This window comes from Jannaschia formosa (assembly GCF_003340555.1).
GTDB lineage: Bacteria > Pseudomonadota > Alphaproteobacteria > Rhodobacterales > Rhodobacteraceae > Jannaschia > Jannaschia formosa.
The window spans coordinates 26,359-51,838 of sequence record NZ_QPLJ01000023.1 but is presented as its reverse complement, the minus strand read 5'-3'; the positions used below and the strand labels follow the sequence as shown (position 1 = coordinate 51,838).

The following is a 25,480-nucleotide window of genomic DNA, read 5'->3' as shown; positions in this document are numbered from 1 at the left end:
GGGGGCAAGCGGTTTGCGTGCCTCCGCTCAGGATTTGCGCGACGGAAGCACGGGCTCCGCCCGGAGGGCGGCCGTGTCGGGACGCCGGGCCGGCCGGACCGCCTCGCGCGTTTGCGCCTCGGCCAGGCGGCGCAGCTCCGCCGTGTCCCGCGCGGTCGAGATCTGGGCATTCGCCCCGATCGACAGCGCCACGACCAGAAGGCCCCCCAGCGTCAGCCCGCCCCCGGTTCCGACCAGAACGTGGTCGAGGCTGTAGAGCGTGACCCCGCGCCAGGCGATCCAGCCGCCGAAGAAGATCATCGCCCAGCCGGCGGCCAGCGTCAGGAACAGCGCGATGCGGGAGAAGAAGAACATGGCGGACAGGTTGGCCCCTGCGGCGCCGGGCGCAAGGGTGCAATGCAAAAGGCCCGCCGGAGGGGCGGGCCTTCGCGTCGGATGGAGCAGGGCTCAGCGCTTGGAGAACTGGAAGCTCTTGCGGGCCTTGGCGCGGCCGTACTTCTTGCGCTCGACGACGCGGCTGTCGCGGGTCAGGAAGCCGGCGGCCTTCAGCACGCCGCGCAGGCCGGGCTCGTAGAGCTGCAGCGCCTTGGAGACACCGTGCTTCACGGCGCCCGCCTGGCCCGACAGTCCGCCGCCCTTGACGGTCGCGGTGACGTCGAACTGGCCTTCGCGGTCGGTGATCTCGAAGGGCTGCTTCAGGATCATCTGCAGCACGGGGCGGGCGAAGTACTTGTTGATGTCCTTGCCGTTGACCGTGACCTTGCCGGAGCCGGGGCGAATCCAGACGCGGGCGACCGCGTCCTTGCGCTTGCCGGTCGCGTAGGAGCGGCCGAGCTCGTCGCGCACGGGTTCGCGCGGGGCGGAGGTGTCGAGCAGGACGTCCTCGCCGGTGCCGGAGGCGTCGACGGCGCCCCGGAGTTCTTCGAGGGAGTTGAGTTGTTCGGCCATGCGATCAGCTCCGGGTGTTCTTGGGGTTCATGGACTTCACGTCCAGGACCTCGGGTTGCTGCGCCTCGTGCGGATGGTCGGCGGAGGCATAGACGCGCAGGTTCGTCATGATGTCGCGGCTGAGCTTGTTGCCCGGCAGCATGCGCTTGACGGCCTGGGTGACGACACGCTCGGGGTACTTGCCCTCGAGGATCTGGCCGGTCGTGCGGGACTTGATGCCGCCCGGGTGGCCGGTGTGCCAGTAGTTCGGCTTGTCGCGCTTCTTGCCCGTCAGCTGCACCTTGTCGGCGTTGATGACAATGACGTTGTCGCCCATGTCCATGGACGGCGTGAAGGTAGGCTTGTGCTTGCCGCGTAGGCGCATCGCGACGATCGAGGCGAGGCGACCCAGAACCACGCCTTCGGCGTCGATCAGGATCCACTTCTTGTCGATCTTGTCGGGGGTCATGGTGAAGGTCTTCATGCCTTGCCCTTGAACTGATCGGTTGAAATGTCGGCGAGGCGGACGCCCCGGAGATGGCGCGCTTATACGCTTGGCGCGGGCAGTGTCAACGCGACCGCGTCTTGGCTTTCTGTTATAATACAGTGACTTGAAAATGGGGTCATATTTTACCCCATTATCGCCCGCAAGAAAGCGGACCCGGCGTCAGGGTCCATGCGCCGCTTTCCCCTCCTTCCGGCAGGCGATTCCCCTCCGCGAGGGGCAGGCTCAGACCCCCAGCCCCTCCGGCGGATGGTCCAGGAGGCCCCGAAGCCGTGTCAGCGCCGCCTGCCAGCTTTCCCGCGTGACGCCGGTATTGACCGCGAATCGCACCGCGTGAGGGGCGTTCGCGTCGCGGGCGGCGTATTCCTCGGCGGCACGGAGCTTCACCCCGGCCTCCTCGGCTGCGCGGCAGAAGGACGAGGCGCGCCAGCCCGAGGGAAGCCGCAGCCAAAGGAACGAGATGTCGGGCCGCGCCGTCAGCGCGTGGCCGTCGAGGATCCGGCGCGCGTCCTCGACATAGGCCGCGACCTCGGCGCGCAGCGCGGCCATCAGGCCGGGCAGCTCGGGATGGACCAGCAGCCGCGCGGCGAGATCGGACATCGGCGTGGCGAGACCGAAGGAATTGTACTCCGTCGCTCGCCGCAGCGCGAGCTGACGCCCCGGAGGCGCGACCGCGAAGCCCAGCCGCAGCGCCGGTGTGACGGTCTTGGCGACGGAGGAGACGGACCAGACCCGCTCCGGCGCGAGAAGGCGCAGCGACGGCAGGGTGGCGGGGCCCATGCGGTAGCAGTCGTCCTCGAGGATCTGGATGTCGGTCGCGCGGGCGGCGGCGACCAGCGCCTCGCGGCGGGCGAGCGGCATTTCGGTGCAGGTGGGGTTCTGCACGTCTGGCGAGACGCAAAGGATCTGCGCATCAGGGTCGCGCGCGGCGGCGCGCAGCGCCTCGGGGACGATGCCGTGCTCGTCGATGGCGACGTCGATGACATCGGCGCGCAGCACCTCGGCCATGCGGCGGAAGCCGGGATAGGCCAGCTCCTCCAGCAGGACGGCCGGACGCCGGCCGCGCAACACGCATTGCAGCACCAGCGCGATGGCCTGCTGGCCGCCATGGCTGAGCGCGATCTCCTCCGGCGCGACCGGTCCGAACATCGGCCCCGACAGGAAGGCGGCAGCGGCGGCGCGGGCGGGCGCCTCGCCCTCGTAATGCGGGTAATGCATCAGGCCCGAGGGCGGATCCTGCGCGATCTCACCCAGCAGGGAGCGAATCAGCGCGGTCTGCCCGACCGAGGGCAGGTGCGGCGACAGCATGTTGACGGCCCAACTGTCCCCGCCCGTCCCGTGACGAATGGCATCGACGGCCAGCGGTGCCTGGAACTCCTTGTAGAGCGGCGCAGGGGCCTCGGGCTCGGCCACAAAGGTCCCGCGACCGACCTCGGCGGTCAGGACCCCGGCATCGGTCAGGCGCGAATAGGCCCGTGCGACGGTGCCGGGGGTCACGCCGATCTTCCAGGCGAGGTCGCGGACCGGCGGCAGCCGCGTGCCGGGCGGCAGGTCCCCGCGCTCGATGGCGGCGCGGACCGCGCCTTCGAGGACGACGTACTTGGCCCGCGAGTCGGCGCCGAAATCGACCTCGATGATATTCGTATCCGTGATTGTACCCATGACAATGTATCGCTGGTCTGCCGCAATGGGGAATTGTATCTCTCTTATACACCCTAGCGGTAAAATTGTATCGACACAAGCTGCAGGAAAGTTCCGCCCGAAAGGATCCATGTCATGACCGCCTTCGTCTTCGCCCACCCCGCCCTGAACGCCCATGCCACCCCCGCCCGCTCGCCGCTCTCGCGCGGTCTGGCCGCGCTCGCACAGGTGGTCGCCACGTGGGAGATGCGGGCCGCGACGCGGCGGGCGCTTCGAGAGATGGACCCGCTCCGCTACGGCGATATCGGCCTGACCACCGCCGAGGTCCTGCGCGAGGTCGAGAAGCCTTTCTGGACCGCCTGACCCCCCTTCCCGAACCGTTCCCCCCTGGGCCGGTCCGCCATTCGGCGACCGGCCCTTTTTTCGTTCCCGGACCCCGGCGCGAAGCTCATGCGTTGAGCTCTCGACGCAATCAATGGGGGCCGCCATGCTTCGCCAGATCTCTGCCGCCGTCCTTCTCACCACCGCGCCGGCCTGGGCGCAGCCGCTCGCCTCGCCGGAATTTCACGCCGACGACGTCCCGACCGAGGTGCTCTCCTGCGAGGTGACCGGGTCGGAGGTGAGTTGCCTCACCTCCATCGAGGTGCCGATCCGCTTCTGCATGGCGGTCGACGCCGAGGGCGAGCCGGTCGCCAATTCCACGACCGTCAGCTCGACCGGGGTTGCGACCTTCCAGGGTATCGATCCCGCCGAGATCGCGACGGTGCGCTGCCGCCCCGTCGGATCGTGACTGGCCGTCAGCGCGGCGGGATGGAGTAGGTCAGCGACGCCCGTGCCACCACCGCGTCGGAGCCGTCCGAGCGCAGCAGGCAGTCGCCAACCGCCAGCACCCGTCCCAGCTTCAGGAGCCGCGCCTCGCAGAGCAGGTCCGCCCCGGCGGCCGGCTTGCGCATGAAGTCGATGCTGCAATTCGTCGTCACCGCCAGCGCCACCGGCCCGAGCCGCGACAGGATCGCAAGGTAGAGCCCGACATCGGCCAGCGCGAACATCGACGGGCCGGAGACCGTGCCGCCGGGCCGCAGGTGCCTCTCGGCCACCTTCAGGCGCACGGTGATCCCGTCCTCGTCCACCCGGTCGAGCGCGAAGTCGTCCCCCACCTGCGGAAAGTCGCGGGCGAGGAACGCCTCCAGCGCCGGACCGTCCATCTTCAGCATTGCATATCCCCTCCCGAGTGCCGCACCTTCCTTAGCGATCCGAGGAGGGGGCGCAAATGACCGATCCGATCCTGAAGACACGCGACGGCGACATCGTCACGCTGACGCTGAACGACCCGCGGACGCTCAACGCATTGTCCGACGGGATGCTCGCCGCACTGGGGGACGCGCTGGACGAGGTGGCGGCGAGCGATGCGCGCGTCGTGATCCTCGCCGCCGAGGGCAAGGCCTTCTGCGCCGGGCACCATCTGGGCGAGATGCAGCAGATGCGGCAGGCCGAGGACGGGGGCAGGGCGGCCTTCGCCGATCTCTTCGACCGCTGCACCGCCGTCATGACGAAGATCCGCGACCTGCCGCAGCCGGTCATCGCGCAGGTCCACGCGCTGGCCACCGCCGCCGGATGCCAGCTGGTGGCGAGCTGCGACATGGCCGTCGCGTCCAGCGAGGCCCGATTCGGGGTTAACGGAGTCGATATCGGGCTGTTCTGCTCCACCCCGATGGTCGCGCTGTCACGCAACGTGCCGCGCAAGCGGGCATTCGAGATGCTGTCGACGGGCCGCTTCCTGTCGGCTGGGGAGGCGCAGGAGGCAGGGCTGGTGAACCGCGTCGTGCCGTACGACGCCCTGAAGAAGGAGACCCGCGCCCTGGCGGAGCGGGTGGCGGGCAAGCTGCCCGCCGCGCAGCGCATCGGCAAGGGCGCGTTCTACGCGCAGCTCGACCGTTCGCTCGACGCGGCCTACCGGCTGACGCGGGACGCGATGGTCGAGAACCTCGCCGACGCGGGGACCGAGGAGGGGATGCAAGCCTTCCTGGAAAAGCGCCCGCCCCGCTGGACATGATCCGCCCGACCCCGCATTGAGGCGCGGAAAGGGGTCACGCATGCGCATTCTCATCACCAACGACGACGGCATCGGGGCGCCTGGGCTGAAGGTGCTGTCCGAGATCGCCGAGACCGTCGCGGGCGAGGGTGGCGAGGTCTGGACCGTCGCCCCCGCCTTCGAGCAGTCGGGCGTCGGCCACTGCATCAACTACGTGCGCCCCTCGATGCTCCAGCAGCTGGGGCCCCGGCGCTTCGCTGTCGAGGGCAGCCCGGCGGATTGCGTGCTGGCAGGGCTGGGGCATCTGGTCGAGGGGCGTGTCGACCTGATCCTGTCCGGCGTGAACCGGGGCAACAATTCCGGCGAGAACACCGTCTATTCCGGCACCATCGGCGCCGCGATGGAGGGCGCGCTGCAGGGCGTTCCCGCCATCGCGCTGTCGCAGTTCTACGGGCCGGGCAACGTCGATCTCGCCGACCCTTTCGAGGCGTCGCGCGGCCATGGCGCCGCGCTGGTCCAGAAGCTGCTGGACGACGCGCCCTGGGGCGGGGACGGCTACAAGCTGTTCTACAACGTCAATTTTCCGCCGGTCCGCTCGGCCAGGGTCGCGGGCTTCGCGGCCGTCGCGCAGGGCTACCGCGGCGACGGGCGGATGGGGGTGCATCCGCAGACCTCGCCTTCGGGACGCAAGTATCTCTGGATCGGAGGCTCCGCCCAGGGCGAGCCGACGGCGCGGGGCACCGACGTGCGCGCCAATGTCGAGGGCTGGGTGTCGGTCACGCCGATGCGCTGCGACCTGACCGATCACGCCGTGCTGAACGACCTCAGGGCGGTGCTGCCCGACTACGACGCCTGACGCGCCGTGACGCCCGAGGACACGATGCGCATCCTCTTCGCCCTGCGCCAGCGGGGGGTGACGGATGCGCGCGTGCTGACGGCCTTCGAGAAGACCGACCGGGCCGAGTTCGTCTCGGCCCCCTTCGTGCCGCGCGCCTACGAGGACGTGCCGCTGCCCATCGCCAGCGGCCAGACCACCAGCCAGCCTTCGGTCGTCGGGCTGATGACGCAGGCGCTCGACGTCCAGCCTCGCGACAAGGTTCTGGAGGTGGGGACGGGCACCGGCTTTCAGGCCGCGATCCTGTCGCGGCTCGCCCGCCGGGTCTATTCGCTGGAGCGTCAGCGGGCGCTGAGCCAGATCGCGCGCGAGACCCATGCGCGGCTGGGCCTGACCAACATCACCGTGATTACCGGCGACGGCAGCCTCGGCCTGCCGGAGCAGGCGCCCTTCGACCGTATCCTCGTGACCGCAGCCGCCGAGGATCCGCCCGGCCCCCTGTTGGCACAGTTGCGCGAGGGCGGTAGGATGGTCGTGCCGGTCGGGGTGTCCGACCACATGCAGCAGCTCGTCATCGTCACCCGGACGGCGGCGGGCTATGACTATGACGATCTGAGCATGCCAGTGCGCTTCGTGCCGCTGGTCGAAGGGGTGGAGCCGGGCTGAAGACCGGGCCCGCCCAAGGGCAGGACGGACGGAGGGACAGGCATGTCAAGGATTGGCACGGCCCGCGTGGCGGGTCTGATGGTCGCCACGGCACTGGTCGCGGGGTGCAACGGCGGCGGCTTCGACCCCGACCTGCGCGGTCGCGTGGCCGGTGGGCTCGACACCTCGGAGGCGGCGCGCGCCGCCATCGCCGACCGGCCCGATCCTGACGGCAGCGGGCTGATCACCTATCCAACCTATCAGGTGGCCGTCGCGCGGCGCGGCGATACCGTGGCGAACGTGGCGCAGCGCGTCGGCATCGGCGCCGAGGAACTGGCGGAGTTCAACGGCCTGCAGCCGGGCTCCCGGCTCAACGCGAACGCGGTGCTGGCGCTGCCCCGCCGCGTCACCCCGGGCCAGGCCGCGCGCCCCGACATCACCCAGATCGCCGGCGCGGCCATCGACCGCGCCTCCACCCCCGGTGGCCCTGCGACTCCGGTCGCCGTGCAGACCGGGCAGGAGCCGGTGCGCCACCAGGTCGCGCGCGGCGAGACGGCCTTCTCGATCGCCCGGCTCTATGGCGTGAGCCCCGCCTCGCTGGCCGAATGGAACGGGCTGGGCAGCGATTTCGCCATCCGCGAAGGGCAGTACCTGCTGATCCCGCTGGTCGTGGGCGAGGGCGGAGAGCCCGGGCTGGCCAGCCCGGGCGGCGGCAGCGCGACGCCGATCCCGCCCTCGGCCAGCTCGGCCCTGCCGCAGACGGTCGAGGAGGAGACCCTGCCCGAGAGCCCGAATTTCGACCAGTTCCGCACCGAGGCCAGCGCCGAGCCGGAGCCCGAGCCGGAGCCTGTCCCCGTCGCCCAGACGCAGCCGGCCGCTGGCGTCGGCCCGTCCAGCCTGCGCCGCCCTGTGCAGGGGGATGTGCTGCGCCCGTTCTCGGCTCGCAACGAGGGCGTCGACTTCCGCGCCGCCGAGGGTACCCCCGTGACCGCCGCGGCGGCCGGCACGGTCGCGGCGATCACCCGCGACACCGACCAGGTGCCGATCCTGGTCCTGCGCCACGAGGGCGGGCTGCTGACGGTCTATGCCAATATCAAGGACATTCAGGTCGAGAAGGGAGACTCCATCTCCGCCGGCCAACGCCTCGCCTCGGTCGGCGGCGGCGATCCGGCCTTCCTCCATTTCGAGGTCCGGCGCGGCTTCGACGCCGTGGACCCGGAGCCCCTGCTGCGCTGACGGGGCGCAGGGGCGGCCGGCTGAAATTTCCGTGTCCGCCGCTTTCAACTCCTCCATGCAATGCGTAGATAGGGGTCGGGAACACGGACCAGGGCCCGCGGGCCGCTGACAGGGAGCATTCAGATGCTGAACAATATCGGCCTTCCGGGCCTTCTGCTGATCGCCGTCGTCGTGCTCGTGCTGTTCGGGCGCGGCAAGATCTCGTCGCTCATGGGCGAGGTCGGCAAGGGCATCACCGCCTTCAAGAAGGGCGTGAGCGACGGCTCGAAGGACGACGAGGACCAGGCGCTGGCCGATGGCCGCGCGGCGCGCGATGTCACGCCCGAGGCCGCCGAGAAGGACAAGGTCTAGGCCTTAGCCCGGGGGGGCGCGTCCCATGTTCGACATCGGTTTCTCCGAGATGCTCGTCGTGGGCGTCGTGGCGCTGATTGTGGTGGGTCCGAAGGACCTGCCCAAACTGTTCCGTACCCTGGGCGAGTTCACGGGCAAGGCACGCCGCATGGCGCGGGAGTTCCAGACCGCCATGAACCAGGCCGCCGACGACAGCGGCGTCAACGACATAGCGAGCGATCTTAAGAAGGTCGCCAATCCCAAGAAGTACGGGATCGAGAAGATCCGGGAGGCGACCAGCGACCTGACCGCCTGGACCCCGGACGAACATACCGGCCCGAACACCAAGGCGCTTGCCGAGAAGCGCGCCGCCTCCAAAGCTGCGGCCAAGGAGAAGATCGCCGCCAACGCCACCCGCATGGCCGAGGAGCGCGCGGCACGCGAGGCCGCCGACATCGCCGAAGCCTCGGAGGAGCCGGAACTGGTTCCCGATCCTGCCGCCCCCTCCGCACCGGCGCCCGAACCCGAGGCTAAGAAGGCATGAGCACCCATGACGAGATCGAGGACAGCTCCGCCCCTCTGATCGAACATCTGGCGGAGTTGCGAACGCGCCTGATCCGCTCGGTCGCGGCGTTCCTCGTCGCCATGATCGCCTGTTTCGCCTTCGCCGAGCCGATCCTCGAATTCCTGCTCGGCCCCATCGAAGCGACGCTGCGCGATCTCGGCGCCGCCAACCCGCAGATGCAGTACACGGCGCCGCAGGAATATTTCTTCACCCTGATCCGTGTCTCGGTCGTGGCAGGGCTGCTCGTCTCCTTCCCGGTGATCGCCCATCAGCTCTGGCGGTTCGTGGCCCCGGGCCTCTATCGGCAGGAGAAGAAGGCCTTCCTTCCCTTCCTGCTGGCCTCGCCGGTCCTGTTCACGCTAGGCGCGGCCTTTGCGCATTTCGTGGTTGTCCCGCTGGCGATGCAGTTCTTCCTGGGCTTCGCCGACGTGCGCGAGGTGATCGCCGGCGTCATCCCGACCGAGGTTCCCGAAGGCGTCGTCATCACCGAGCCGGTAATCCCCGTCACGCCCGGGGCGCTGGCCCCGACCGACGAGGGCATCACGATCAGCTTCATCGGCAAGGTCAACGAATCCCTCGATATCACCTTGAAGATGATCGTGGCCTTCGGCCTCTGCTTCCAGCTTCCGGTCCTGCTGGCGCTGATGGGGACGGCGGGGCTGGTCACGGCCGAGGCGCTCGGCTCGGTGCGCAAATACGCGGTCGTCGGCATCCTGCTGCTGGCCGCGCTGGTGACGCCACCGGACGTGATCTCGCAGTTGATCCTCTTCACTGTCGTCTACGGGCTCTATGAGGTGTCGATCTTCATCGTCCGCATGATCGAACGGAAGCGCGTCGCGCGGATGCGCGCGGAAGGGCTGCTGGACGAGGACGAGGAGCTTTGAGCGATCCGCTCCTGCGGATCGCCGAGGCGCTGGAGAGGCTGGCCCCCGCGCCGCAGCCCGCGCCCGACTGGGCCGCCTCGGCCTATCTCTGGGACACGGATCCCGACCGGCTGATCCCGGTGCCGCAGGTCAATCGCATCCCCCTCAACCTGCTGGTCGGCATCGATCGCGCCCGCGATACGCTGCACGACAATACCCGCCGCTTCGCCGACGGGCTGCCTGCGAACAACGCCCTTCTCTGGGGCGCGCGAGGGATGGGGAAATCGAGCCTCGTCAAGGCGATCCACGGCGACCTTGAAGCGACCGGCCTCAAGCTTGTGGAGCTGCAGCGCGAGGACATCCAGACCGTCGGGCGCCTGCTGTCGCTGCTGCGCCCGGCGCCGCATCGCTTCGTCCTCTATTGCGACGACCTGAGCTTCAGCCATGACGACGCGGCCTACAAGTCGCTGAAGGCCGTGCTCGACGGAGGGATCGAGGGGCGGCCCGACAACGTCATCTTCTATGCGACGTCCAACCGGCGGCACCTGATGCCCCGCGACATGATCGAGAACGAGCGCGGCTCCGCCATCAATCCCGCCGAGGCGGTCGAGGAGAAGGTCTCGCTTTCCGACCGGTTCGGCCTCTGGCTCGGCTTCCACGCCTGCGACCAGGATTCGTACCTTGCGATGATTCGCGGCTATTGCGCGGCCCACGGCCTTTCGGTCGCCGACGAGGTGCTGCGCGCCGAGGCGATCGAGTGGCAGGCCACGCGCGGCGCGCGCTCCGGCCGCGTCGCCTGGCAGTTCTTCACGGACCTCGCCGGGCGCCACGGGATCCGGCTTTAAGCCTCGCTGGTTGCGGGATCGGCCTTTTCAACCCGGCGCCCCCGTCATAACGTCCCGCGTCAGGACGGCCCGTCCACAGGGCCGCCGATAGGGAGTAAGACAATGAAGAAGCTGCTGCTGGCCTCTGCCGCCACGCTCGCAACCACCGCCGCGTTCGCCGATGCGCACAGCCCCGTGAAGATGGGCATCATCCTCGGCTTCACCGGCCCGCTTGAATCGCTGGCCCCCACGATGGCCGCCGGCGCCGAGCTCGCCATCTCCGAGGTCAACGAGTCCGGTGCGCTGCTCGACGGCGTGACCGTCGAGCCGGTTCAGGCCGACTCGACCTGCATCGACGCCGCTGCGGCGACCACCGCCGCCGAACGTCTCGTCACTTCGGACGGCGTCGTGGGCATCATGGGCGCCGACTGCTCGGGCGTCACCGGCGCGATCCTTCAGAACGTGGCGCTTCCGAACGGCATCGTGATGATTTCGCCGTCCGCGACCTCTCCCGGCCTGTCGACCGCCGAGGACAACGGCCTGTTCTTCCGCACCGCGCCGTCGGATGCCCGTCAGGGCGTCATCGTGACCGAGATCCTGCAGGAGAACGGGATCAACGAGATCGCGATGACCTACACCAACAACGACTACGGCAAGGGCCTCGCCGACGCGATCCAGGCCAACTTCGAGGAGGCCGGCGGCACCGTGACCATCAGCGCCGCCCACGAGGACGGCAAGGCCGACTACTCGGCCGAAGTCGGCGCCCTCTCGGCTGCGGGCGGCGAAGTGCTGGTCGTGGCGGGCTATGTCGACCAGGGCGGCTCGGGCATCGTGCGCGCGGCGCTCGATTCAGGCGCGTTCGACACGTTCTACTTCCCGGACGGCATGGTCTCCCAGGCGCTCGAAGACAATTTCGGCTCCGAGATCGACGGCTCCTACGGCGCAAACCCTGGCACCGACTCGCCCGGCGCGCAGCTCTTCCAGGACATGGCGACCGAAGAGGGCTTCGACGGCACCCAGCCCTTCTCGGCCGAGAGCTACGACGCCGCGGCGCTGATGATGCTGGCCATGCAGGCGGCCGGCTCGAGCGATCCGCAGGTCTACAAGGACCACGTGATGGACGTCGCCAACGCCCCGGGCGAAGAGATCCTGCCGGGCGATCTCGCCAAGGCGATCCAGATCATCAAGGATGGCGGCGACGTCGACTATGTCGGTGCCTCGGCGGTCGAGCTGATCGGACCGGGTGAGTCCGCGGGCAACTACCGCCAGATCACCTTCACCGACGGTGAGCTGGAGGTGGTGGGCTACCGCTGAGCCTGCCGGTCACGAACGGACGGCCCCGGAAGGACCGGGGCCGTCGCTTTTTGGATTAGCTTCATGATCGAAGTCACGGATCTCCATAAGCATTTCGGCGGCTTCCACGCGGTCGACGGTGCGACCCTGTCGATCGCCGAGCGGTCCATCACCGGGCTGATCGGCCCGAACGGCGCGGGAAAGACCACGCTTTTCAACGTGATCGCGGGCGTTCTTCCACCGACCTCGGGCCGCGTGACCATGGCCGGGGAGGACATCACCGGGTTGCCGCCGCACGACCTGTTCCACAAGGGGCTGCTGCGCACCTTCCAGATCGCGCATGAATTCAGCTCAATGTCCTGCCGCGAGAACCTGATGATGGTGCCGGGCGGCCAGTCGGGCGAGCGGCTTTGGAACACCTGGTTCGGCCGCAAGCGCATCGCCGACGAGGAGCGCGCGCTGCGCGCCAAGGCGGATGAGGTGCTGGAGTTCCTGACGATCGAGCATCTGGCCGAGCAGAAGGCCGGACAGGTCTCGGGCGGGCAGAAGAAGCTGCTGGAACTGGGCCGCACGATGATGGTCGATGCCAGGATCGTCTTCCTCGACGAGGTCGGCGCGGGCGTGAACCGCACGCTGCTCAACACCATCGGCGACGCGATCAAGCGCCTCAACCAGGAGCGGAACTACACCTTCGTCGTCATCGAGCACGACATGGATTTCATCGGCCGGATCAGCGATCACGTGATCTGCATGGCCGAGGGCAAGGTGCTGGCCGAGGGCTCGCTGGCCGAGATCAAGGCGAACGAGCAGGTCATCGAGGCCTATCTCGGCACCGGGCTCAAGAACGCGGAGGGCGCGGCATGAGCTCCCCCTATGAAGGCCGCGCGAACAAGGACTTCAGCATCGTCAAGCAGGGCGAGCGCTCGACGCTGGTGCGCGGCAAGGCCAGCGGAGACCGGGTGCACAGCGCCGACGCCTTCCTGATCGGCGATTCGATGACCGGGGGCTATGGCAACGGCGCCGACATCCTCCACGACTGCACCATCGCGGTCGAGAAGGGCGAGATCGCGGTCATCGTCGGCCCGAACGGGGCGGGGAAGTCGACCGGCATGAAAGCCGTGTTCGGGATGCTGAACCTGCGCAAGGGCGCGGTCAGGCTCGACGGGGAGGATATCACCGCGCTCAGCCCGCAGGACCGGGTGGCGAAGGGGATGGCCTTCGTGCCGCAGACCTCGAACATCTTCACCTCGCTGACCGTCGAGGAGAATCTGGAGATGGGCGCCTTCCTGCGCCGCGACGACATCTCGGGCACCATGGCGCAGGTCTACGACCTGTTCCCGATCCTGAAGGACAAGCGCCGCCAGCCCGCAGGGGAACTGTCGGGCGGCCAGCGCCAGCAGGTCGCGGTGGGCCGGGCACTGATGACGCAGCCGACGGTCCTGATGCTGGACGAGCCGACGGCGGGGGTCTCGCCCATCGTGATGGACGAACTCTTCGACCGGATCATCGAGGTCGCGCGGACCGGGATTAGCATCCTGATGGTCGAGCAGAACGCCCGGCAGGCGCTGGCCATCGCGGACAAGGGCTATGTGCTGGTGCAGGGGCAGAACGCGCATACCGGGACGGGGAAGGAACTGCTGGCGGACCCGGAGGTCCGGCGGTCGTTCTTGGGGGGGTAAGGATGACCCATTTCCCGGCCTTCTACTCCCTTACCGCGCTTTTGATTGCAGCCACACCCGGATATTGTTCTCCGATATCTTGGGTTTGCGACTTCGTCGAGGAATGTTCCGATGGAGAATGCTCAAACAAGGAAATGAAGCTGACATTTTTCGTTGAAGATGGCGGCCAAGGCGGCGCCTATATGCAAGGGAATGTCGGCTTCGTGCAGGTCACGTCGGTCACCGGAACGGGAGCTGTTTCATTCGTCGAGACTGTTCCGTCTGGCGCGGTCCAATCCACGACCATACTGCAAGACGGTTTAGCGGTTCATTCTCGGCACACACACATTCTCGGCGAGTTCATACTGTCGCAATGGACAGGCGCTTGCGAGTATTTTGGGAGCAGTTGATGGACCCCGTAAACGCCCTCGTCACCTTCGCCAACTTCGTCTTCGTCCCCGCCTTGGCCTATGGCTCGCAGCTTGCGCTCGGCGCGCTCGGGGTGACGCTGATCTACGGCATCCTGCGCTTCTCGAACTTCGCCCATGGCGACACGATGGCCTTCGGGACGATGGCCGTGATCCTGTGCACCTGGGGCCTGCAGGGCGCCGGGATCACCTTCGGGCCGCTGCCCACGGCGCTGCTGGCGCTGCCGGTGGGGATCGCGATCACGGCGCTTCTGCTGATCGCGACCGACAAGACGGTCTACCGCTTCTACCGCGCCAAGAAGGCCCCACCAGTGACCTTCGTCATCGCTTCCCTCGGGGTGATGTTCGTGATGAACGGCCTCGTCCGCTTCATCATCGGCGTGGACGACCAGCGCTTCGCCGATGGGGAGCGGTTCCTGATCTCGGTGCGCACCTTCCGCGAGATGACGGGCCTGGAGGAGGGGCTGGCGATCCGCACCTCGCAGGCGATCACGGTGGTCGTCGCGGTGATCGTGGTGGCGGCGCTGTTCTGGTTCCTCAACAAGACCCGCACCGGCAAGTCCATGCGCGCCTTCTCCGACAACGAGGATCTCGCGCTGCTGTCGGGCATCAACCCCGAACGCGTCGTCTTCATCACCTGGCTGATCGTGGCGGGGCTGGCGACCGTGGCGGGCACGCTCTACGGGCTCGACAAGTCGTTCAAGGCCTTCACCTACTTCCAGCTGCTGCTGCCGATCTTCGCGGCGGCCATCGTGGGCGGTCTGGGCAATCCGCTGGGCGCCATCGCGGGCGGCTTCGTGATCGCCTTCGCCGAGGTGACGATCACCTATCCGCTCAAGAAGGTGCTCGGCTACGCCATGCCCGGCGGGTGGGAGCCGGAGGGCCTGGTCCAGCTTCTGTCCACCGACTACAAGTTCGCGGTCAGCTTCGTTATCCTGCTGATCGTGCTGCTGTTCCGGCCGACCGGGCTGTTTGCCGGAAAGTCGGTCTGAGCGTCAGACCACGAGGATCGCGTCGCCGAGCATGTGTCCGGCATCGGGGTCGTCGCGCAGGACGCGGCGCAGGAAGACCTCGTTCCCGTCACCGAAGTCGAGGACCCGCCCGAACGCACCGCCTGCCGGCGAGTTCGGGATGACTTCGAACCGTTCGACCACCTCGGCCCCCGACAGCATTCCGCCGACAAGTGCGCTGTCGATGACCAGCACGTCTTGGGTGAGGTCGAAATCAGTGATGAGATCGCGGCCGTGATCCGCCCGAAGCACGAACCGATCGGCATCGACGCCACCGGTGAGGGCGTCGCTTCCGCGGCCGCCGGTGATCGCGTCCTGCCCCGCGCCGCCGTCGATCTGGTCGGCCCCGTCGCCGCCCTCCAGCCGGTCGTTTCCCGCACCGCCGAAGAAGCTGTCGTTGGCCGCGCTCGGCCGCGGTGCGTCGTCACCATCGCCGCCGATGAAGGACCGGCCCACCGCATCCGGATCGACGACGGCCGAGTAGACAGTCTCGTCCCGTGAGCCGTTGATGCGAAAGGATCCGAAGTCCTCCTCGTTCCAGGTCAGGAGGACGGTGCCGTCCGCCTGTTCCACCGCGACAGGAGGGAAGGAGCCGGGCACGGCGGAGACGATGAACTCGGCCCCTTCCGGCTTGCCGTCGGCGTCCAGGATCTGACCGAACATCCCGCTGTCGCGGGCGTTGGCGGCCAGATAGAAAAGCGCGAAGCGCCCGTCCTCTAGCGCAACCACCTCGGCCCCCCGTCCGCCCGGGATCTTCAGCACATCCTCAAGCCGGCCGCCCTCGAACTTCACGACGGTCAGATCGAAGGAGCCAGAAACAGGGCTCCGCGTCGTATAGGCGCCGATAAGCGTCTGCCCGGAAACAGCAATTGATGCGCCGCCCGAGACATCGTCGGCCACGTTGATCGTCCGCCCCGCGCCGGACCCGTCATCCGTCACGATGCGCGCCTTGAGCGTGCTTTCGAAACGCGGCCCGTTCTCGTCGAAGAACCGCCCCTGATCGACCCAGGTGAGCACGTTCCGCCCTCCGAACAGCGGGTCCAGCCGGATCTCGCGCGCCTCGACCTCTTCGGAGGTCGTGCGGTAGACGAGGTTCGATTCCAGTTCCCCGCCCTCTTCCTCGCGGCGCAGGACGATGCGGTAGCCGTCCTCGCGCGACAGCGACTCGGCGGTGGCGATCAGCAGGCCCTTCGACGCGGCCAGCACATCGTAGCCTTCGACGCCGAGTGGGCCTGTCAGAAGCTCTCGCGGACCGCCGATCAGCCCCCGCGCCGCCGACACCTCCTGCACGAAGAGCTTGTCGCCGTCCTGCCTGAAATAAGGGTTATCTGGATCGTAGGTCGTGGGCGCGGGATCGAGCGCCCGGTCCACTTCCCAGACGATGTATCCAAGCCCCGACTCCGAGATGGTCACCTCCGGTTCCCGCCCGCCAGCCTCGCGGTACCCGTCGCGGTCAGGGGAAATCGAGATCACGAAGGACTTGCGCAGGATCGGTTCGCCGGTCTCGTCGAAGGGACGCAACGCGACACCGCTGTTCCGCCAGTGCCAGACCGCGAGGGCGCCGAAGCCCTCGACCGCGATCATGTCCAGGTCGTCCGCTTCCGATTGAGCGCCGGCATCGCTGTCGATCCGCACCGCATCCGTCGTCTTCGCCATGACAAGCCCCTAAATCAATTGTCTCTTCCTATCACGGACGCAGCGGTGCACCGAAGCACTTTTCCTCCGGCGCCTCGCGGGCTAAGCAAGTTGGATAGACGAAGAGGGGTCAGGATATGCTCGGACTGCGCGGAACGGACAGAACGCGGGTGATCCTGCTCTTCGGCTTCGTCGCGCTGCTCTTCGTCGGCACGGGCTTCGTGCAGTCCTGGAACGTGACGCTGACGATCCTGAACATGGGGCTGATCTCGGCGATCATGGCGCTCGGCGTGAACATGCAGTGGGGCTATGCCGGGCTGTTCAACGTCGGCATCATGGGCTTCGTCGCGCTCGGGGGGCTGGGCGCGGTGCTCGTGTCCATGCCGCCCACGGGGCAGGCCTGGGCCGACGGGGGGCTGCGCGTCCTGCTGGGGCTCGTGCTGGGCGCGGCGACCGTGGTCGCCGCCGTGCTGGCCTGGTCGCGGATGACGCGCTTCCGGGCGGGCTCCGTCCTCGTGATCCTGATCGGCGGGTTCTTCCTGTTCCGGACCGTCTTCGATGCCGGCGTGCAGGCGGTCGAGGCGGTGAACCCGGCGGCGACCGGCTATCTGGGCGGGCTGGGCCTGCCGATCATCCTGTCCTGGCCGGTGGGCGGCGCGCTGGCCGCCGGGGCGGCCTGGCTGATCGGCAAGACGGCGCTGGGCCTCCGGTCGGACTACCTCGCCATCGCGACGCTGGGCATCGCGGAGATCGTGATCGCCGTGCTCAAGAACGAGGACTGGATGGCGCGGGGCGTGAAGAACGTCATCGGCCTGCCGCGCCCGGTGCCTTACGAGATCGACCTCCAGAATTCCGAAGCCTTCGTGGCCCGCGTGACGGCCTGGGGCTTCGACCCCGTGACGGCCTCGGGCATCACGGTGAAGCTGGGCTACACGGCGCTGTTCCTGATCGTGCTGGCGATCCTGCTGTGGCTGGCGCAGGCCGCGCTGGCCTCGCCCTGGGGGCGGATGATGCGGGCGATCCGCGATAACGAGACGGCGGCCGAGGCGATGGGCAAGGACGTGACCCGCCGTCACCTGCAGGTCTTCGTGCTCGGCTCGGCAGTCGTCGGTCTTGCGGGCGCGATGATGACCACGCTGGACGGACAGTTGACGCCCGGGACCTACCAGCCGCTGCGCTATACCTTCCTGGTCTGGGTGATGGTCATCGTCGGCGGGTCCGGCAACAACTGGGGCGCGGTGCTGGGCGGGTTCCTCGTCTGGTGGCTCTGGGTTCAGGTGGAGCCGATCGGCGCGCTGCTGATGCAGGGGATCACGGCGGGCATGGCCGACGGGACCTGGCTGAAGACGCATCTGCTGGACGCCGCGGCGCATATGCGGCTGCTGACGATGGGGCTGATCCTGCTGCTGGTGCTGCGCTTCTCGCCCCGAGGCCTGATCCCGGAGCGGTAGAAGCCGCTCCGGCAGGGGTGTGCGCCGTCAGCCGCCCCGTCTAGATGCACGTCTCGCAGCCTCAAGCAGCGGGACGGGGGACCTTACTCGGCCTCGCAGGCGTAGAAGCCCCGGTAGCCGACGGTCAGTCCCTGATCGAGCGCGAAGACGAGTTCGGCATTGGAGCGCCAGTCCGCCTCCTCGCCCAGCAGGCGGACGGACATCGCGACACCGTCCGCCTGGAAGAAAAGGGTTCCGCCTGTCTGCTCGCTGCCCTCCAGGGGGACGAGGACCCCGTTGAGCTTCATGGCGCCCTGGCCGCTGTCCCGCGCCGCCCAGAGGATCGGATCGGTCTCCGGGCTGCGGTTGAACACGCAGCGTGGACCGGGACGCAGGATCTGCTCCGCCTCGGCCTCCGGCATCGGCGAGGGGTCGAGCGTCGAGATCAGCGCCCGACCGAGGGCATCGTCCACCGTGCCCACCTCGGCCGGGGGGTCGCGATAGATCGTCTCGACGACGTTGCCCTCGGCCACTTCGCTGATCAGGTAACGCATCTCGGCAATCTCGCGCCGCTGCGCTAGAATGATCTCGTGCGCCATCTTGGCCACGCGGGGATCGCGGATCTGCGCCCTCTCCGAGGTCATGACGGCTATCGAGTGGTGCGGGATCATCGCGCGCATGTAGCTCGTGCCGCTGACCGTCACCTGACTGCGGACCAGCCACAGCGACAGGGCGAACACGATAACGGCGCTCACGAAGATGACGATGTTCAGGGTCTTGTTCTGGTACATGCCCAGCATGTACGCCAGCATGATGATGGCCATCGTGGCGCCCATCATGATGGCCATGTAGGTCCGTGTCTCCGAGAAGAAGAGATGCTCCCACGCGTAGGTGTTCAGGTACATCAGGATGAACATCACCACCGTCGAGGTGAGGATCATCAGCCCGAAGCGAGTATAGGACATGGGTGTTCTTCTCCTCAGTCTGCGGCAGCGGTGGGGTCTGCCCCGGCGCCACCGGTCACCACCTCGACCGAAGGACCCGACGCTGGCAGGGCACCCGCCGTGTCGGAGGTCCCGTCGTGGGCGGTCAGCGCACGGTAGTCATCGGGCGAGAGGCCCGGCAGCCGCGACACGAAGGCGGTGATCGCCGCGATTGCCTCGGGCCCATGATGGTCGCCGAAGGCGGGCATCCCGCTCATCTTGATGCCGTTCTCGACGATCCAGTAGATCTCTTCGGCGCTCCAGTTTGCAGCAGCTTCGATAAGGTGCGGCGGTTGCGGCTTCATTCCCCGCGACCAGGCCGTGGGGTCCTGACCCGGAGCGCCGTGGCAGTGGACGCAGCTTTCGGCGTAGTGACTCGCTCCTTGGGCAAACAGCTCGGCAGAGAACGTTTCCGGGAGCTCGATCCCGTCAGACTGCCGTTCGACGGAGCGATGCATGGTGGTATCGAACGTCCATCGTACGGCATCGGCATGCGGATCGGACGCTGCGACGTTGTAGACGCCGGTGTAGACGACTGTCAGCCAGACCGCGATTGCCACCAGGATGGTGCCGACGATACCGATCGCAATTCCGGCTCCGAGCTTGTTGGTCATCGGTCTCTCCTGTGGCCTCACCGGACTGGTGCGCCGCTCTCGACGCGGAATGAGCTTGGAGCCTCGCCCCCGCCGTTTTCGATGCTGTCAAAAGCAAACAGCCTCAGGCTCCGGCTGTTCCCGCGAAATCTCGCGTGCCCGCCTGCTTCGACAGAAGGTGACGGACGTCGGGCGCCATTCCCGGACGGAGCATCAAGCCGATCTCCGCCGTGCGGTATCGGCACACCCGGTCTGGCTGACTCTGGTCCGCCAGGGGACCGGTTGACCGCCGGATCGAGTTTCCGAACGGGTGCAGCGCTAAACGGTTGCAGCGCTACATGTGGGTCCGGAGCTGCGCCCCCCTGCGGGGCTCTAGGAATGTTCCTCAGCCGCCGTCGCCGCGAGCGCGCGGTTGTAGACCCGCAGGGCGTCGATATGCAGCAGGACGCCCACGATCTCCGGACCCTCCGCCTTGTCCGACAGGCGCACGACGGCGAGGAACTCCCGCCCCGATTTCTCGAAGAGGGGCATCGCCGCCTCCAGCGTGTCCGAGGGCGCGACGAAGAGCGCCTCGTTCACCGCCGCCTTCACCCGCTCCTCCGATGGGGCGCGCGGGTGGTCGGGGGACTTCATCACCGACGACACCTTGAACATCGCCAGCAGGTAGGCCTGCGGCCCGGCGGCAAGGTGGACGCCGCGGCGTTCGAGCTGGGTGAGGAAGAAGGACATGTCGACCAGCCGTGAACTGAGGGCCGTCGACATGCTGACCGCGACCATGACGGCGAGGCCCGTCTGCCAGTCGCCCGTCAGCTCGAAGACGATCAGCGTGGTCGAGATCGGCGCGCCCAGCACCGCCGCCGCGACCGCGCCCATGCCTGCCAGCGCGTAGAGCGTCTCGGAGCCCGAGACGTCGGGCAGCACGCCGGTCGCGACGATCCCGAAGGCAAGCCCCGTCAGTGCGCCCACCATCAGGGCCGGAGAGAAGACGCCGCCGCCCATCCGGCCGCCCATCGTGATCGACACGGCGGCGACCTTCAGCACGGCGAAGACCATCGCCTCGTGCAGCAGCAGCTCGCCGGAGAGCGCCGCCGAGGTCGTCTCGTAGCCGACGCCGATGATATGCGGGAACCAGATCGCCATGACGCCCAGCAGCAGCCCCGTCGCGGCCGGGCGCAGCATCGCAGGCAGGCCGATCCGGGCCTGTATCCGGGTGGCGAGATCCTCGGCCAGGAAGATCGACCGCATCAGCACCACCGCGACCAGCCCGCAGGTCAGGCCCAGCAGCAGGAAGGCCGGAAGCTCCACGTAGAAGGCCAGCGTGTTGACGCCGGGCAGGGCGAACTCGGTCACGTCGCCGAAATTGGTCCGGCTGATGACCGAGCCCGAGACTGCCGCGATGGTAATCGGCGCGAAGGCGTGGACGGCGAAATGGCGCAGCACCACCTCCAGCGCGAAGAGCGCACCTGCGATGGGTGCGTTGAAGCTGGCCGCGACGCCCGCAGCCACGGCGCAGCCGAGCAGGTCGCGGCCCGTGATCCCGTCGGCGTTGATGCGGTTCGACACCCAGCCCGCGATCATGCCGACCATGTGGACCACCGGCCCCTCCCGCCCGCTCGACCCGCCGGAGGAGAGCGTGATCAGCGAGGACAGGATCGAGGCCAGCCCCGCCCGCCGCTCCACCCGGCCCTCGTACATCGCCGCGCCCTGGATCACCTCCGCCACGCCCCGCACGCGGCCGTCGGGGGTGAAGCGGGTCAGGATGAAGCCCACCACCAGACCGCCGAGGCAGGGCAGGATCAGCACCCAGAACCATGGCAGCGTCGCCGCGAAGCTGTGGATGTGGCGGACGTCCTCGGTTCCGTAGAGGAAGGCCTGGAGGAACGAGATGGCATGCATGAAGGCCACGGCGGCGTAGCCCGAGGCGATTCCCACCGCCAGTGCGATGAACCAGAACTGGATCTGCGAGGGTCCGCGCGTCAGCACCACCTCCCAGCCCCGGCGTGCACGGCTGGTCAGACGGGATAGGGGGAAGCTGTCGCTCACGTCTTGTCCTTCGCGCGCCCCGCATCCACTCTGACCCCCGGGGAGGACACACATGATCCCGGATGACGCGATGGTCGCGCTGCGCGCGATGCTAGGGGAACGCCTGAGCACGGGGAAGAGCGATCTGGCCCTGCACGGCCGCTCCGAGACGTGGCACGCCGAGATGCCGCCCGACGCGGTGTGCTATCCGAAGGATACCGCAGAGGTCGCGCAGGTCATGACGATCTGCGCGCGCCATGGGGTGCCCTTGATCGGCTTCGGGACAGGTACGGCGCTGGAGGGACACGCTTCGGCCCCGCGCGGCGGGCTGACGGTCGATTTCCGCGACATGGCCGCCGTGCTGGAGATCCGGCCCGAGGACATGCTGGTCCGCGTCCAGCCCGGCTGCACCCGCGAGGCGCTGAACACCGAGCTGCGGGCGACGGGGCTGATGTTCCCGGTCGATCCCGGCGCCAACGCCTCGTTGGGCGGCATGGCCGCGACCCGCGCCTCGGGCACGACCGCCGTCCGCTACGGCACGATGCGCGATCAGGTCCGGGGGCTGGAGGTGGTGCTGCCCGACGGCCGCGTGATCCGCACCGGCACGCTCGCCGCGAAGTCGAGCGCGGGCTACGACCTCACCGGCCTCTTCGTCGGCAGCGAGGGCACACTGGGCCTCATCACGGAGCTGACGCTGAAGCTGCATGGCCAGCCCGAGGCGGTCTCGGCCGCGATCTGTGCCTTTCCCTCGACCGGAGCGGCGATCGAGACGGTGATCCTCGCGATCCAGATGGGCCTGCGCCCCGCGCGGGTCGAGTTCGTGGACGCGGCCACCGCAGCGATCCTCAACGCCCGTGACGGCGCCAGCTTCGACGAGGCGCCGCATCTGCTACTCGAATTCCACGGCTCCGACGCCGCCGTCGCCGAGGAGGCGGAGCGCTTCGGCGAGCTTACCACAGAGGCGGGCGGTTCCGGCTATCGCTGGGCCACCCAGGCCGAGGAGCGCACGCGGCTCTGGACGATGCGCCACCGCGCCTATCACACGATCCTCGCCTCGCGCCCGGGCTCGACCGCCGTCGTCACCGATGTCTGCGTGCCGATCAGCCGGATGGGCGAGGCCATCGACCGCGCCGCCGCCGAAATCGCCGCAAGCGCCGTGCCCGGCCCGATCCTGGGGCATGTCGGCGACGGCAACTACCACGCCATCCTGCTGGTCGACCGCAGCGACCCGGCCGAACTGGCCGAAGCCAAGCGTCTGTCGGACGGCATGGTCGCCCATGCGTTGGACCTCGGCGGCACGGCCACCGGCGAGCATGGGGTAGGTCTCGGCAAGCTCCACTTCATGGAGCGCGAGCATGGCGCCGGCTGGGACGTGATGGGCGCGATCAAACGCGCCCTCGACCCTGACGGCATCATGAATCCCGGCAAGCTGGTCCGACAAAACTGAGGCGCGACGGTCAGATCTGTTCGACGGTCACCTTGGAGCGGTAGAAGGCGAGATGGCCCTCGATCGCCTTGGCGTCGGGGTTGATGACGTCCTCATAGCTCCACGCAACGTCCGGCAGCGACTCCGACTGCCCCGCATAGGAGAAATAGGTCGCCACGCCCTTGTGCGGGCAGCGCGTCGTGCTCTCCGACGGCTCCAGCAGGGCCATCGCGACATCCTCGCGCGGGAAGTAGATGACCGGCGCCATGCCGCCCTCCTCGAGGCTCAGCGCATTGCGGCTTTCGACGAGCACGCCGTCATCGGTACGGACGGTCCAGACGCCGGACGCGGGAGAGACCTTGATGTGGGACATGTGCTTACCTCGCTTGGATAGGGCGCCCAAGGCGCCACGACCCCGCCCGGCCTGCGCCGGAAGGGGCGCGCATCGCCGGACGGGGCCGTGCCTGGCCCTGACGCCGTTGCGCGGACAGTAGCGGGGCGGGGGCGGTCGCGGAACCCCCTGTGGACGCGCCGCCTAGCCCCGCTCCACCGGCGCCGTCATCCGTATCAGCCAGTCCCGGTCCGCGCCCTCGACCCTCGGGCCGATCCGCTCGGCCACGCCGGCGTGATAGGCGTCGATCCAGGCGCGCTCGTCGGGCGAGAGCAGTTCGGTCCGGATCAGGCGCCGGTCGATCGGCACCCAGGTCAGCGTCTCGAAGCCAAGCATCTCCCGGTCGTCGCCGCCCTCGGGGCGCTCGGCCTCCTGCACGACGATCAGGTTCTCGATGCGGATGCCGAAGGCGCCCTCGCGATAGTAGCCGGGCTCGTTCGACAGGATCATACCCTGTTCCAGCGGGACCTTCGAGGCACGGCTGATCCGCTGCGGGCCCTCGTGGACGCCGAGATAGACGCCGACGCCGTGCCCCGTCCCGTGATCGTAGTCCTTGTGCTCCGCCCAGAGTGGTGCGCGGGCGAGCGCGTCGAGATGGCACCCCGAAACCCCTTTCGGGAACCGCGTCCGGCTCACCGCGATCATGCCCTGCAGGACGCGGGTGAAGGCGTGCGAGACCTCGTCGGGCGGCGGCCCCAGCGGCACGGTGCGGGTGATGTCCGTCGTGCCGTCCAGATACTGCCCGCCCGAATCGACCAGCAGCACCGGCTCACCGGCGAGCGGTCGGTCGGTCTCCACGTTGACGCGGTAATGCGGCAGGGCCGCGTTCGGCCCGGCGCCGGCGATGGTCTCGAAGCTGATCTCCAGCAGTTGGTTGGTGTCGCGGCGGAAGCCCTCCAGCGCCCGGGCCACGCCGATTTCGGTCAGATCCCCGGGCCTGTCCTGGTCCAGCCAGCGCAGGAAACGGACCATGGCGGCGCCGTCGCGCAGATGCGCCTCTGTCGTGGCGGCGATCTCGGCCGCGGACTTGCGCGCCTTGGGGATCGCCAGCGGATCCTCCATCGCGCGCCCGTCGCTCAGCGCCTCGGCCAGGGCGACCGGACAGGCATGCGCGTCGTAGCCGACGGCATCCGCGATCCCCTCCAGCAGCCCCGTCAGAGTGTCGGGCGCCGAGACCCGGACCTCCGGCCCGAGGTGGTCGGCCACGGGCGCGGCCTTGGCCGGGTCGCAGATCAGGTCCACCGTCGCGTCCGCATGGAGGACCGCAAAGGCCTGCGCGATTGGCGTGCGCTCGATGTCGGAGCCGCGGATGTTGAGCAGCCAGCAGATCGCGTCAGGCTGCGTCGTGACGAAGGCGGCGACCCCCTTGGCCTTCAGCACCTCGGCGATCTGCGCGCGCTTTTCCGCATGGGCCCGCCCGGCGAGCTCGACCGGGTAGGGCCGCATCTCGCCCGCGGGCGGGGCAGGCCGGTCCTCCCAGACGGCATCGACGCCGTTGGCCACGGGGACCAGCGCGATCCCGTCCAGGTCCCGCAGCTTCTCCATCTCGGCGACGGTGTGAAGCCAGGGATCGAACCCCACACGGCCGCCCTCGGGCAGGGCGGCGCGAAGCCAGGTCGCAAGCGGTGTCGCGGGCCAGTTCACGCGCTCGAAGGTCGCCGCGTCGGTCTGCGCCCTGGCCTGCACGGTATAGCGCCCGTCCACGAACAACGCTGCCCGCTCCGCCAGGACCACGGCGAAGCCGGCCGAACCGGTGAACCCGCTGATCCATGCCAGCCGCGCATCCGACGGGGCCACGTACTCGCCCTGATAGGCGTCCGCCCGCGGGACGACGAAACCGTCGAGCCCTTCGGCGGCCACCCACTCCCGCAATCGCGCCACCCGCGGCGGCGCGTCCTGGGGGCGGGCGGTGACGTCGAAAGTCTGGAACATGGCGCACTCCGGTCTCGGCTCGCGGCACATGTCCCACGGGCAGGAGCGAGGGGCCAGCCCCTCGCGCTCCCCGGCATATTTATGGAGCATCGAAGGAACATTAACGATGCATTAGGAAAGTTCGGCGACGCTGGCCGGGCGGGACAGGCTGGCAAGCCGATGGCCGTGAGCGTCGAAGGACGGCGTCCCTCGCGTCGCTGGCGAACCCGCGGTCAAGAACGCGGGAGCTCACTCTTCGCGAGGGGCGGTCCATCGATGCTCTACAAATATGCCCGC

The 25,480-nt window shown here is 68.5% G+C and carries 28 protein-coding genes; 17 read left to right on the top strand and 11 right to left on the bottom strand.

Annotated elements, in window-relative coordinates:
- Nucleotides 1-27 precede the first annotated feature (27 nt).
- The 4 genes from DR046_RS24375 to DR046_RS18190 form a co-directional block, all read right to left on the bottom strand.
- A complete protein-coding gene (locus tag DR046_RS24375; protein WP_245190998.1) occupies nucleotides 28-354 on the bottom strand; it encodes a hypothetical protein in 327 nt (108 codons plus the stop codon).
- Between the two features lie 93 nt (nucleotides 355-447).
- Nucleotides 448-948, bottom strand: coding sequence for a 30S ribosomal protein S9 (gene rpsI / locus DR046_RS18200; RefSeq protein WP_115383806.1), 501 nt, complete (start codon nucleotides 946-948; stop codon nucleotides 448-450).
- A gap of 4 nt (nucleotides 949-952) precedes the next feature.
- Nucleotides 953-1,411 carry a 50S ribosomal protein L13 gene (gene rplM, locus DR046_RS18195; protein WP_115383805.1) on the bottom strand — a complete coding sequence of 153 codons (459 nt, stop codon included), beginning with the start codon at nucleotides 1,409-1,411 and terminating at the stop codon, nucleotides 953-955.
- 246 nt (nucleotides 1,412-1,657) lie between these two features.
- Nucleotides 1,658-3,094, bottom strand: coding sequence for an aminotransferase-like domain-containing protein (locus DR046_RS18190; RefSeq protein WP_167767173.1), 1,437 nt, complete (start codon nucleotides 3,092-3,094; stop codon nucleotides 1,658-1,660).
- Between the two features lie 114 nt (nucleotides 3,095-3,208).
- On the opposite strand from DR046_RS18190, the gene DR046_RS23785 reads away from it, so the two are divergent.
- Both DR046_RS23785 and DR046_RS18185 read left to right on the top strand, forming a co-directional pair.
- Nucleotides 3,209-3,436: a DUF1127 domain-containing protein gene (locus DR046_RS23785; RefSeq protein ID WP_167767172.1), complete on the top strand. Its 228-nt coding sequence runs from the start codon at nucleotides 3,209-3,211 to the stop codon at nucleotides 3,434-3,436.
- Between the two features lie 124 nt (nucleotides 3,437-3,560).
- On the top strand, nucleotides 3,561-3,863 hold the full coding sequence (locus tag DR046_RS18185; RefSeq protein WP_115383803.1) for a hypothetical protein: 303 nt from the start codon (nucleotides 3,561-3,563) through the stop codon (nucleotides 3,861-3,863).
- A gap of 7 nt (nucleotides 3,864-3,870) precedes the next feature.
- Here the strand turns inward: DR046_RS18185 and DR046_RS18180 are convergent, their stop codons facing one another.
- Complete coding sequence (locus DR046_RS18180; protein WP_115383802.1) at nucleotides 3,871-4,287, bottom strand: PaaI family thioesterase; 417 nt, start codon at nucleotides 4,285-4,287, stop codon at nucleotides 3,871-3,873.
- Nucleotides 4,288-4,343: 56 nt separating this feature from the next.
- Between DR046_RS18180 and DR046_RS18175 the strand changes: the two genes are divergently transcribed.
- The 13 genes from DR046_RS18175 to DR046_RS18120 all read left to right on the top strand — a co-directional run bounded on the left by DR046_RS18175 (nucleotide 4,344) and on the right by DR046_RS18120 (nucleotide 14,774).
- Nucleotides 4,344-5,126 (top strand): enoyl-CoA hydratase, encoded by a 783-nt coding sequence (locus tag DR046_RS18175; RefSeq protein WP_115383801.1) that lies wholly within the window; start codon nucleotides 4,344-4,346, stop codon nucleotides 5,124-5,126.
- Between the two features lie 40 nt (nucleotides 5,127-5,166).
- Entirely contained in the window at nucleotides 5,167-5,961 is a 795-nt protein-coding gene (gene surE, locus DR046_RS18170; protein ID WP_115383800.1) for a 5'/3'-nucleotidase SurE, read from the top strand.
- 24 nt (nucleotides 5,962-5,985) lie between these two features.
- The gene (locus DR046_RS18165; RefSeq protein WP_115383799.1) at nucleotides 5,986-6,606 is read left to right on the top strand and encodes a protein-L-isoaspartate(D-aspartate) O-methyltransferase; all 621 of its coding nucleotides are present in this window, start codon (nucleotides 5,986-5,988) and stop codon (nucleotides 6,604-6,606) included.
- 42 nt (nucleotides 6,607-6,648) lie between these two features.
- On the top strand, nucleotides 6,649-7,821 hold the full coding sequence (locus DR046_RS18160) for a M23 family metallopeptidase (RefSeq protein ID WP_115383798.1): 1,173 nt from the start codon (nucleotides 6,649-6,651) through the stop codon (nucleotides 7,819-7,821).
- A 123-nt stretch (nucleotides 7,822-7,944) separates the two neighbouring features.
- Nucleotides 7,945-8,172, top strand: a complete 228-nt coding sequence (locus tag DR046_RS18155) for a twin-arginine translocase TatA/TatE family subunit (RefSeq protein WP_115383797.1) — start codon at nucleotides 7,945-7,947, stop codon at nucleotides 8,170-8,172.
- Between the two features lie 25 nt (nucleotides 8,173-8,197).
- Nucleotides 8,198-8,695: a Sec-independent protein translocase protein TatB gene (tatB, locus tag DR046_RS18150; protein WP_115383796.1), complete on the top strand. Its 498-nt coding sequence runs from the start codon at nucleotides 8,198-8,200 to the stop codon at nucleotides 8,693-8,695.
- Entirely contained in the window at nucleotides 8,692-9,600 is a 909-nt protein-coding gene (gene tatC / locus DR046_RS18145; protein ID WP_115383795.1) for a twin-arginine translocase subunit TatC, read from the top strand. Before tatB ends, tatC begins: the two co-directional genes overlap by 4 nt.
- Entirely contained in the window at nucleotides 9,597-10,424 is an 828-nt protein-coding gene (locus DR046_RS18140; protein WP_115383794.1) for an ATP-binding protein, read from the top strand. Before tatC ends, DR046_RS18140 begins: the two co-directional genes overlap by 4 nt.
- A gap of 102 nt (nucleotides 10,425-10,526) precedes the next feature.
- Nucleotides 10,527-11,717, top strand: a complete 1,191-nt coding sequence (locus DR046_RS18135; RefSeq protein ID WP_115383793.1) for an ABC transporter substrate-binding protein — start codon at nucleotides 10,527-10,529, stop codon at nucleotides 11,715-11,717.
- A gap of 63 nt (nucleotides 11,718-11,780) precedes the next feature.
- Complete coding sequence (locus DR046_RS18130; protein WP_115383792.1) at nucleotides 11,781-12,560, top strand: ABC transporter ATP-binding protein; 780 nt, start codon at nucleotides 11,781-11,783, stop codon at nucleotides 12,558-12,560.
- Complete coding sequence (locus DR046_RS18125; RefSeq protein ID WP_115383791.1) at nucleotides 12,557-13,375, top strand: ABC transporter ATP-binding protein; 819 nt, start codon at nucleotides 12,557-12,559, stop codon at nucleotides 13,373-13,375. The genes DR046_RS18130 and DR046_RS18125 overlap by 4 nt, the downstream gene beginning before the upstream one ends.
- 2 nt (nucleotides 13,376-13,377) lie before the next feature.
- Nucleotides 13,378-13,764, top strand: a complete 387-nt coding sequence (locus tag DR046_RS23295; protein WP_135227330.1) for a hypothetical protein — start codon at nucleotides 13,378-13,380, stop codon at nucleotides 13,762-13,764.
- A complete protein-coding gene (locus DR046_RS18120; protein WP_115383790.1) occupies nucleotides 13,764-14,774 on the top strand; it encodes a branched-chain amino acid ABC transporter permease in 1,011 nt (336 codons plus the stop codon). The genes DR046_RS23295 and DR046_RS18120 overlap by 1 nt, the downstream gene beginning before the upstream one ends.
- Nucleotides 14,775-14,777: 3 nt before the next feature.
- On the opposite strand, the gene DR046_RS18115 is transcribed toward DR046_RS18120, so the two are convergent.
- Entirely contained in the window at nucleotides 14,778-16,448 is a 1,671-nt protein-coding gene (locus DR046_RS18115; protein ID WP_115383789.1) for a calcium-binding protein, read from the bottom strand.
- A gap of 116 nt (nucleotides 16,449-16,564) precedes the next feature.
- On the opposite strand from DR046_RS18115, the gene DR046_RS18110 reads away from it, so the two are divergent.
- Nucleotides 16,565-17,878, top strand: coding sequence for a branched-chain amino acid ABC transporter permease (locus DR046_RS18110; RefSeq protein WP_115383788.1), 1,314 nt, complete (start codon nucleotides 16,565-16,567; stop codon nucleotides 17,876-17,878).
- Between the two features lie 83 nt (nucleotides 17,879-17,961).
- Here the strand turns inward: DR046_RS18110 and DR046_RS18105 are convergent, their stop codons facing one another.
- The 3 genes from DR046_RS18105 to DR046_RS18095 form a co-directional block, all read right to left on the bottom strand.
- Nucleotides 17,962-18,822, bottom strand: coding sequence for a DUF305 domain-containing protein (locus DR046_RS18105; RefSeq protein WP_115383787.1), 861 nt, complete (start codon nucleotides 18,820-18,822; stop codon nucleotides 17,962-17,964).
- Nucleotides 18,823-18,836: 14 nt separating this feature from the next.
- The gene (locus tag DR046_RS18100; protein WP_115383786.1) at nucleotides 18,837-19,454 is read right to left on the bottom strand and encodes a c-type cytochrome; all 618 of its coding nucleotides are present in this window, start codon (nucleotides 19,452-19,454) and stop codon (nucleotides 18,837-18,839) included.
- 351 nt (nucleotides 19,455-19,805) lie between these two features.
- Entirely contained in the window at nucleotides 19,806-21,530 is a 1,725-nt protein-coding gene (locus DR046_RS18095) for a chloride channel protein (protein ID WP_115383785.1), read from the bottom strand.
- Here DR046_RS18095 and DR046_RS18090 point away from each other — a divergent pair.
- Entirely contained in the window at nucleotides 21,529-22,902 is a 1,374-nt protein-coding gene (locus tag DR046_RS18090; RefSeq protein ID WP_115383784.1) for an FAD-binding oxidoreductase, read from the top strand. The two genes, DR046_RS18095 and DR046_RS18090, sit on opposite strands and share 2 nt — an antisense overlap.
- Nucleotides 22,903-22,912: 10 nt before the next feature.
- Here the strand turns inward: DR046_RS18090 and DR046_RS18085 are convergent, their stop codons facing one another.
- Together DR046_RS18085 and DR046_RS18080 are read right to left on the bottom strand one after the other, a co-directional pair.
- Nucleotides 22,913-23,254 (bottom strand): DUF427 domain-containing protein, encoded by a 342-nt coding sequence (locus tag DR046_RS18085; protein WP_115383783.1) that lies wholly within the window; start codon nucleotides 23,252-23,254, stop codon nucleotides 22,913-22,915.
- Between the two features lie 162 nt (nucleotides 23,255-23,416).
- Nucleotides 23,417-25,204 (bottom strand): aminopeptidase P family protein, encoded by a 1,788-nt coding sequence (locus DR046_RS18080; protein WP_115383782.1) that lies wholly within the window; start codon nucleotides 25,202-25,204, stop codon nucleotides 23,417-23,419.
- Between the last annotated feature and the right edge of the window lie 276 nt (nucleotides 25,205-25,480).

Bases quoted from the DNA above. Each gene is read 5' to 3' on its own strand.
- DR046_RS18090 (WP_115383784.1), top strand. From the start codon at position 21,529: ATGATCCCGGATGACGCGATGGTCGCGCTGCGCGCGATGCTAGGGGAA.
- rpsI (WP_115383806.1), bottom strand. From the start codon at position 948: ATGGCCGAACAACTCAACTCCCTCGAAGAACTCCGGGGCGCCGTCGAC.
- DR046_RS23295 (WP_135227330.1), top strand. From the start codon at position 13,378: ATGACCCATTTCCCGGCCTTCTACTCCCTTACCGCGCTTTTGATTGCA.
- tatC (WP_115383795.1), top strand. From the start codon at position 8,692: ATGAGCACCCATGACGAGATCGAGGACAGCTCCGCCCCTCTGATCGAA.
- DR046_RS18185 (WP_115383803.1), top strand. From the start codon at position 3,561: ATGCTTCGCCAGATCTCTGCCGCCGTCCTTCTCACCACCGCGCCGGCC.
- DR046_RS18120 (WP_115383790.1), top strand. From the start codon at position 13,764: ATGGACCCCGTAAACGCCCTCGTCACCTTCGCCAACTTCGTCTTCGTC.
- DR046_RS18175 (WP_115383801.1), top strand. From the start codon at position 4,344: ATGACCGATCCGATCCTGAAGACACGCGACGGCGACATCGTCACGCTG.
- DR046_RS18080 (WP_115383782.1), bottom strand. From the start codon at position 25,204: ATGTTCCAGACTTTCGACGTCACCGCCCGCCCCCAGGACGCGCCGCCG.
- DR046_RS18125 (WP_115383791.1), top strand. From the start codon at position 12,557: ATGAGCTCCCCCTATGAAGGCCGCGCGAACAAGGACTTCAGCATCGTC.
- DR046_RS18105 (WP_115383787.1), bottom strand. From the start codon at position 18,822: ATGTCCTATACTCGCTTCGGGCTGATGATCCTCACCTCGACGGTGGTG.
- DR046_RS18135 (WP_115383793.1), top strand. From the start codon at position 10,527: ATGAAGAAGCTGCTGCTGGCCTCTGCCGCCACGCTCGCAACCACCGCC.
- DR046_RS18155 (WP_115383797.1), top strand. From the start codon at position 7,945: ATGCTGAACAATATCGGCCTTCCGGGCCTTCTGCTGATCGCCGTCGTC.
- surE (WP_115383800.1), top strand. From the start codon at position 5,167: ATGCGCATTCTCATCACCAACGACGACGGCATCGGGGCGCCTGGGCTG.
- DR046_RS18180 (WP_115383802.1), bottom strand. From the start codon at position 4,287: ATGCTGAAGATGGACGGTCCGGCGCTGGAGGCGTTCCTCGCCCGCGAC.
- DR046_RS18100 (WP_115383786.1), bottom strand. From the start codon at position 19,454: ATGACCAACAAGCTCGGAGCCGGAATTGCGATCGGTATCGTCGGCACC.
- DR046_RS18115 (WP_115383789.1), bottom strand. From the start codon at position 16,448: ATGGCGAAGACGACGGATGCGGTGCGGATCGACAGCGATGCCGGCGCT.
- DR046_RS18165 (WP_115383799.1), top strand. From the start codon at position 5,986: ATGCGCATCCTCTTCGCCCTGCGCCAGCGGGGGGTGACGGATGCGCGC.
- DR046_RS24375 (WP_245190998.1), bottom strand. From the start codon at position 354: ATGTTCTTCTTCTCCCGCATCGCGCTGTTCCTGACGCTGGCCGCCGGC.
- DR046_RS23785 (WP_167767172.1), top strand. From the start codon at position 3,209: ATGACCGCCTTCGTCTTCGCCCACCCCGCCCTGAACGCCCATGCCACC.
- DR046_RS18110 (WP_115383788.1), top strand. From the start codon at position 16,565: ATGCTCGGACTGCGCGGAACGGACAGAACGCGGGTGATCCTGCTCTTC.
- DR046_RS18160 (WP_115383798.1), top strand. From the start codon at position 6,649: ATGTCAAGGATTGGCACGGCCCGCGTGGCGGGTCTGATGGTCGCCACG.
- DR046_RS18130 (WP_115383792.1), top strand. From the start codon at position 11,781: ATGATCGAAGTCACGGATCTCCATAAGCATTTCGGCGGCTTCCACGCG.
- DR046_RS18095 (WP_115383785.1), bottom strand. From the start codon at position 21,530: ATGTGTGTCCTCCCCGGGGGTCAGAGTGGATGCGGGGCGCGCGAAGGA.
- rplM (WP_115383805.1), bottom strand. From the start codon at position 1,411: ATGAAGACCTTCACCATGACCCCCGACAAGATCGACAAGAAGTGGATC.
- tatB (WP_115383796.1), top strand. From the start codon at position 8,198: ATGTTCGACATCGGTTTCTCCGAGATGCTCGTCGTGGGCGTCGTGGCG.
- DR046_RS18085 (WP_115383783.1), bottom strand. From the start codon at position 23,254: ATGTCCCACATCAAGGTCTCTCCCGCGTCCGGCGTCTGGACCGTCCGT.
- DR046_RS18190 (WP_167767173.1), bottom strand. From the start codon at position 3,094: ATGGGTACAATCACGGATACGAATATCATCGAGGTCGATTTCGGCGCC.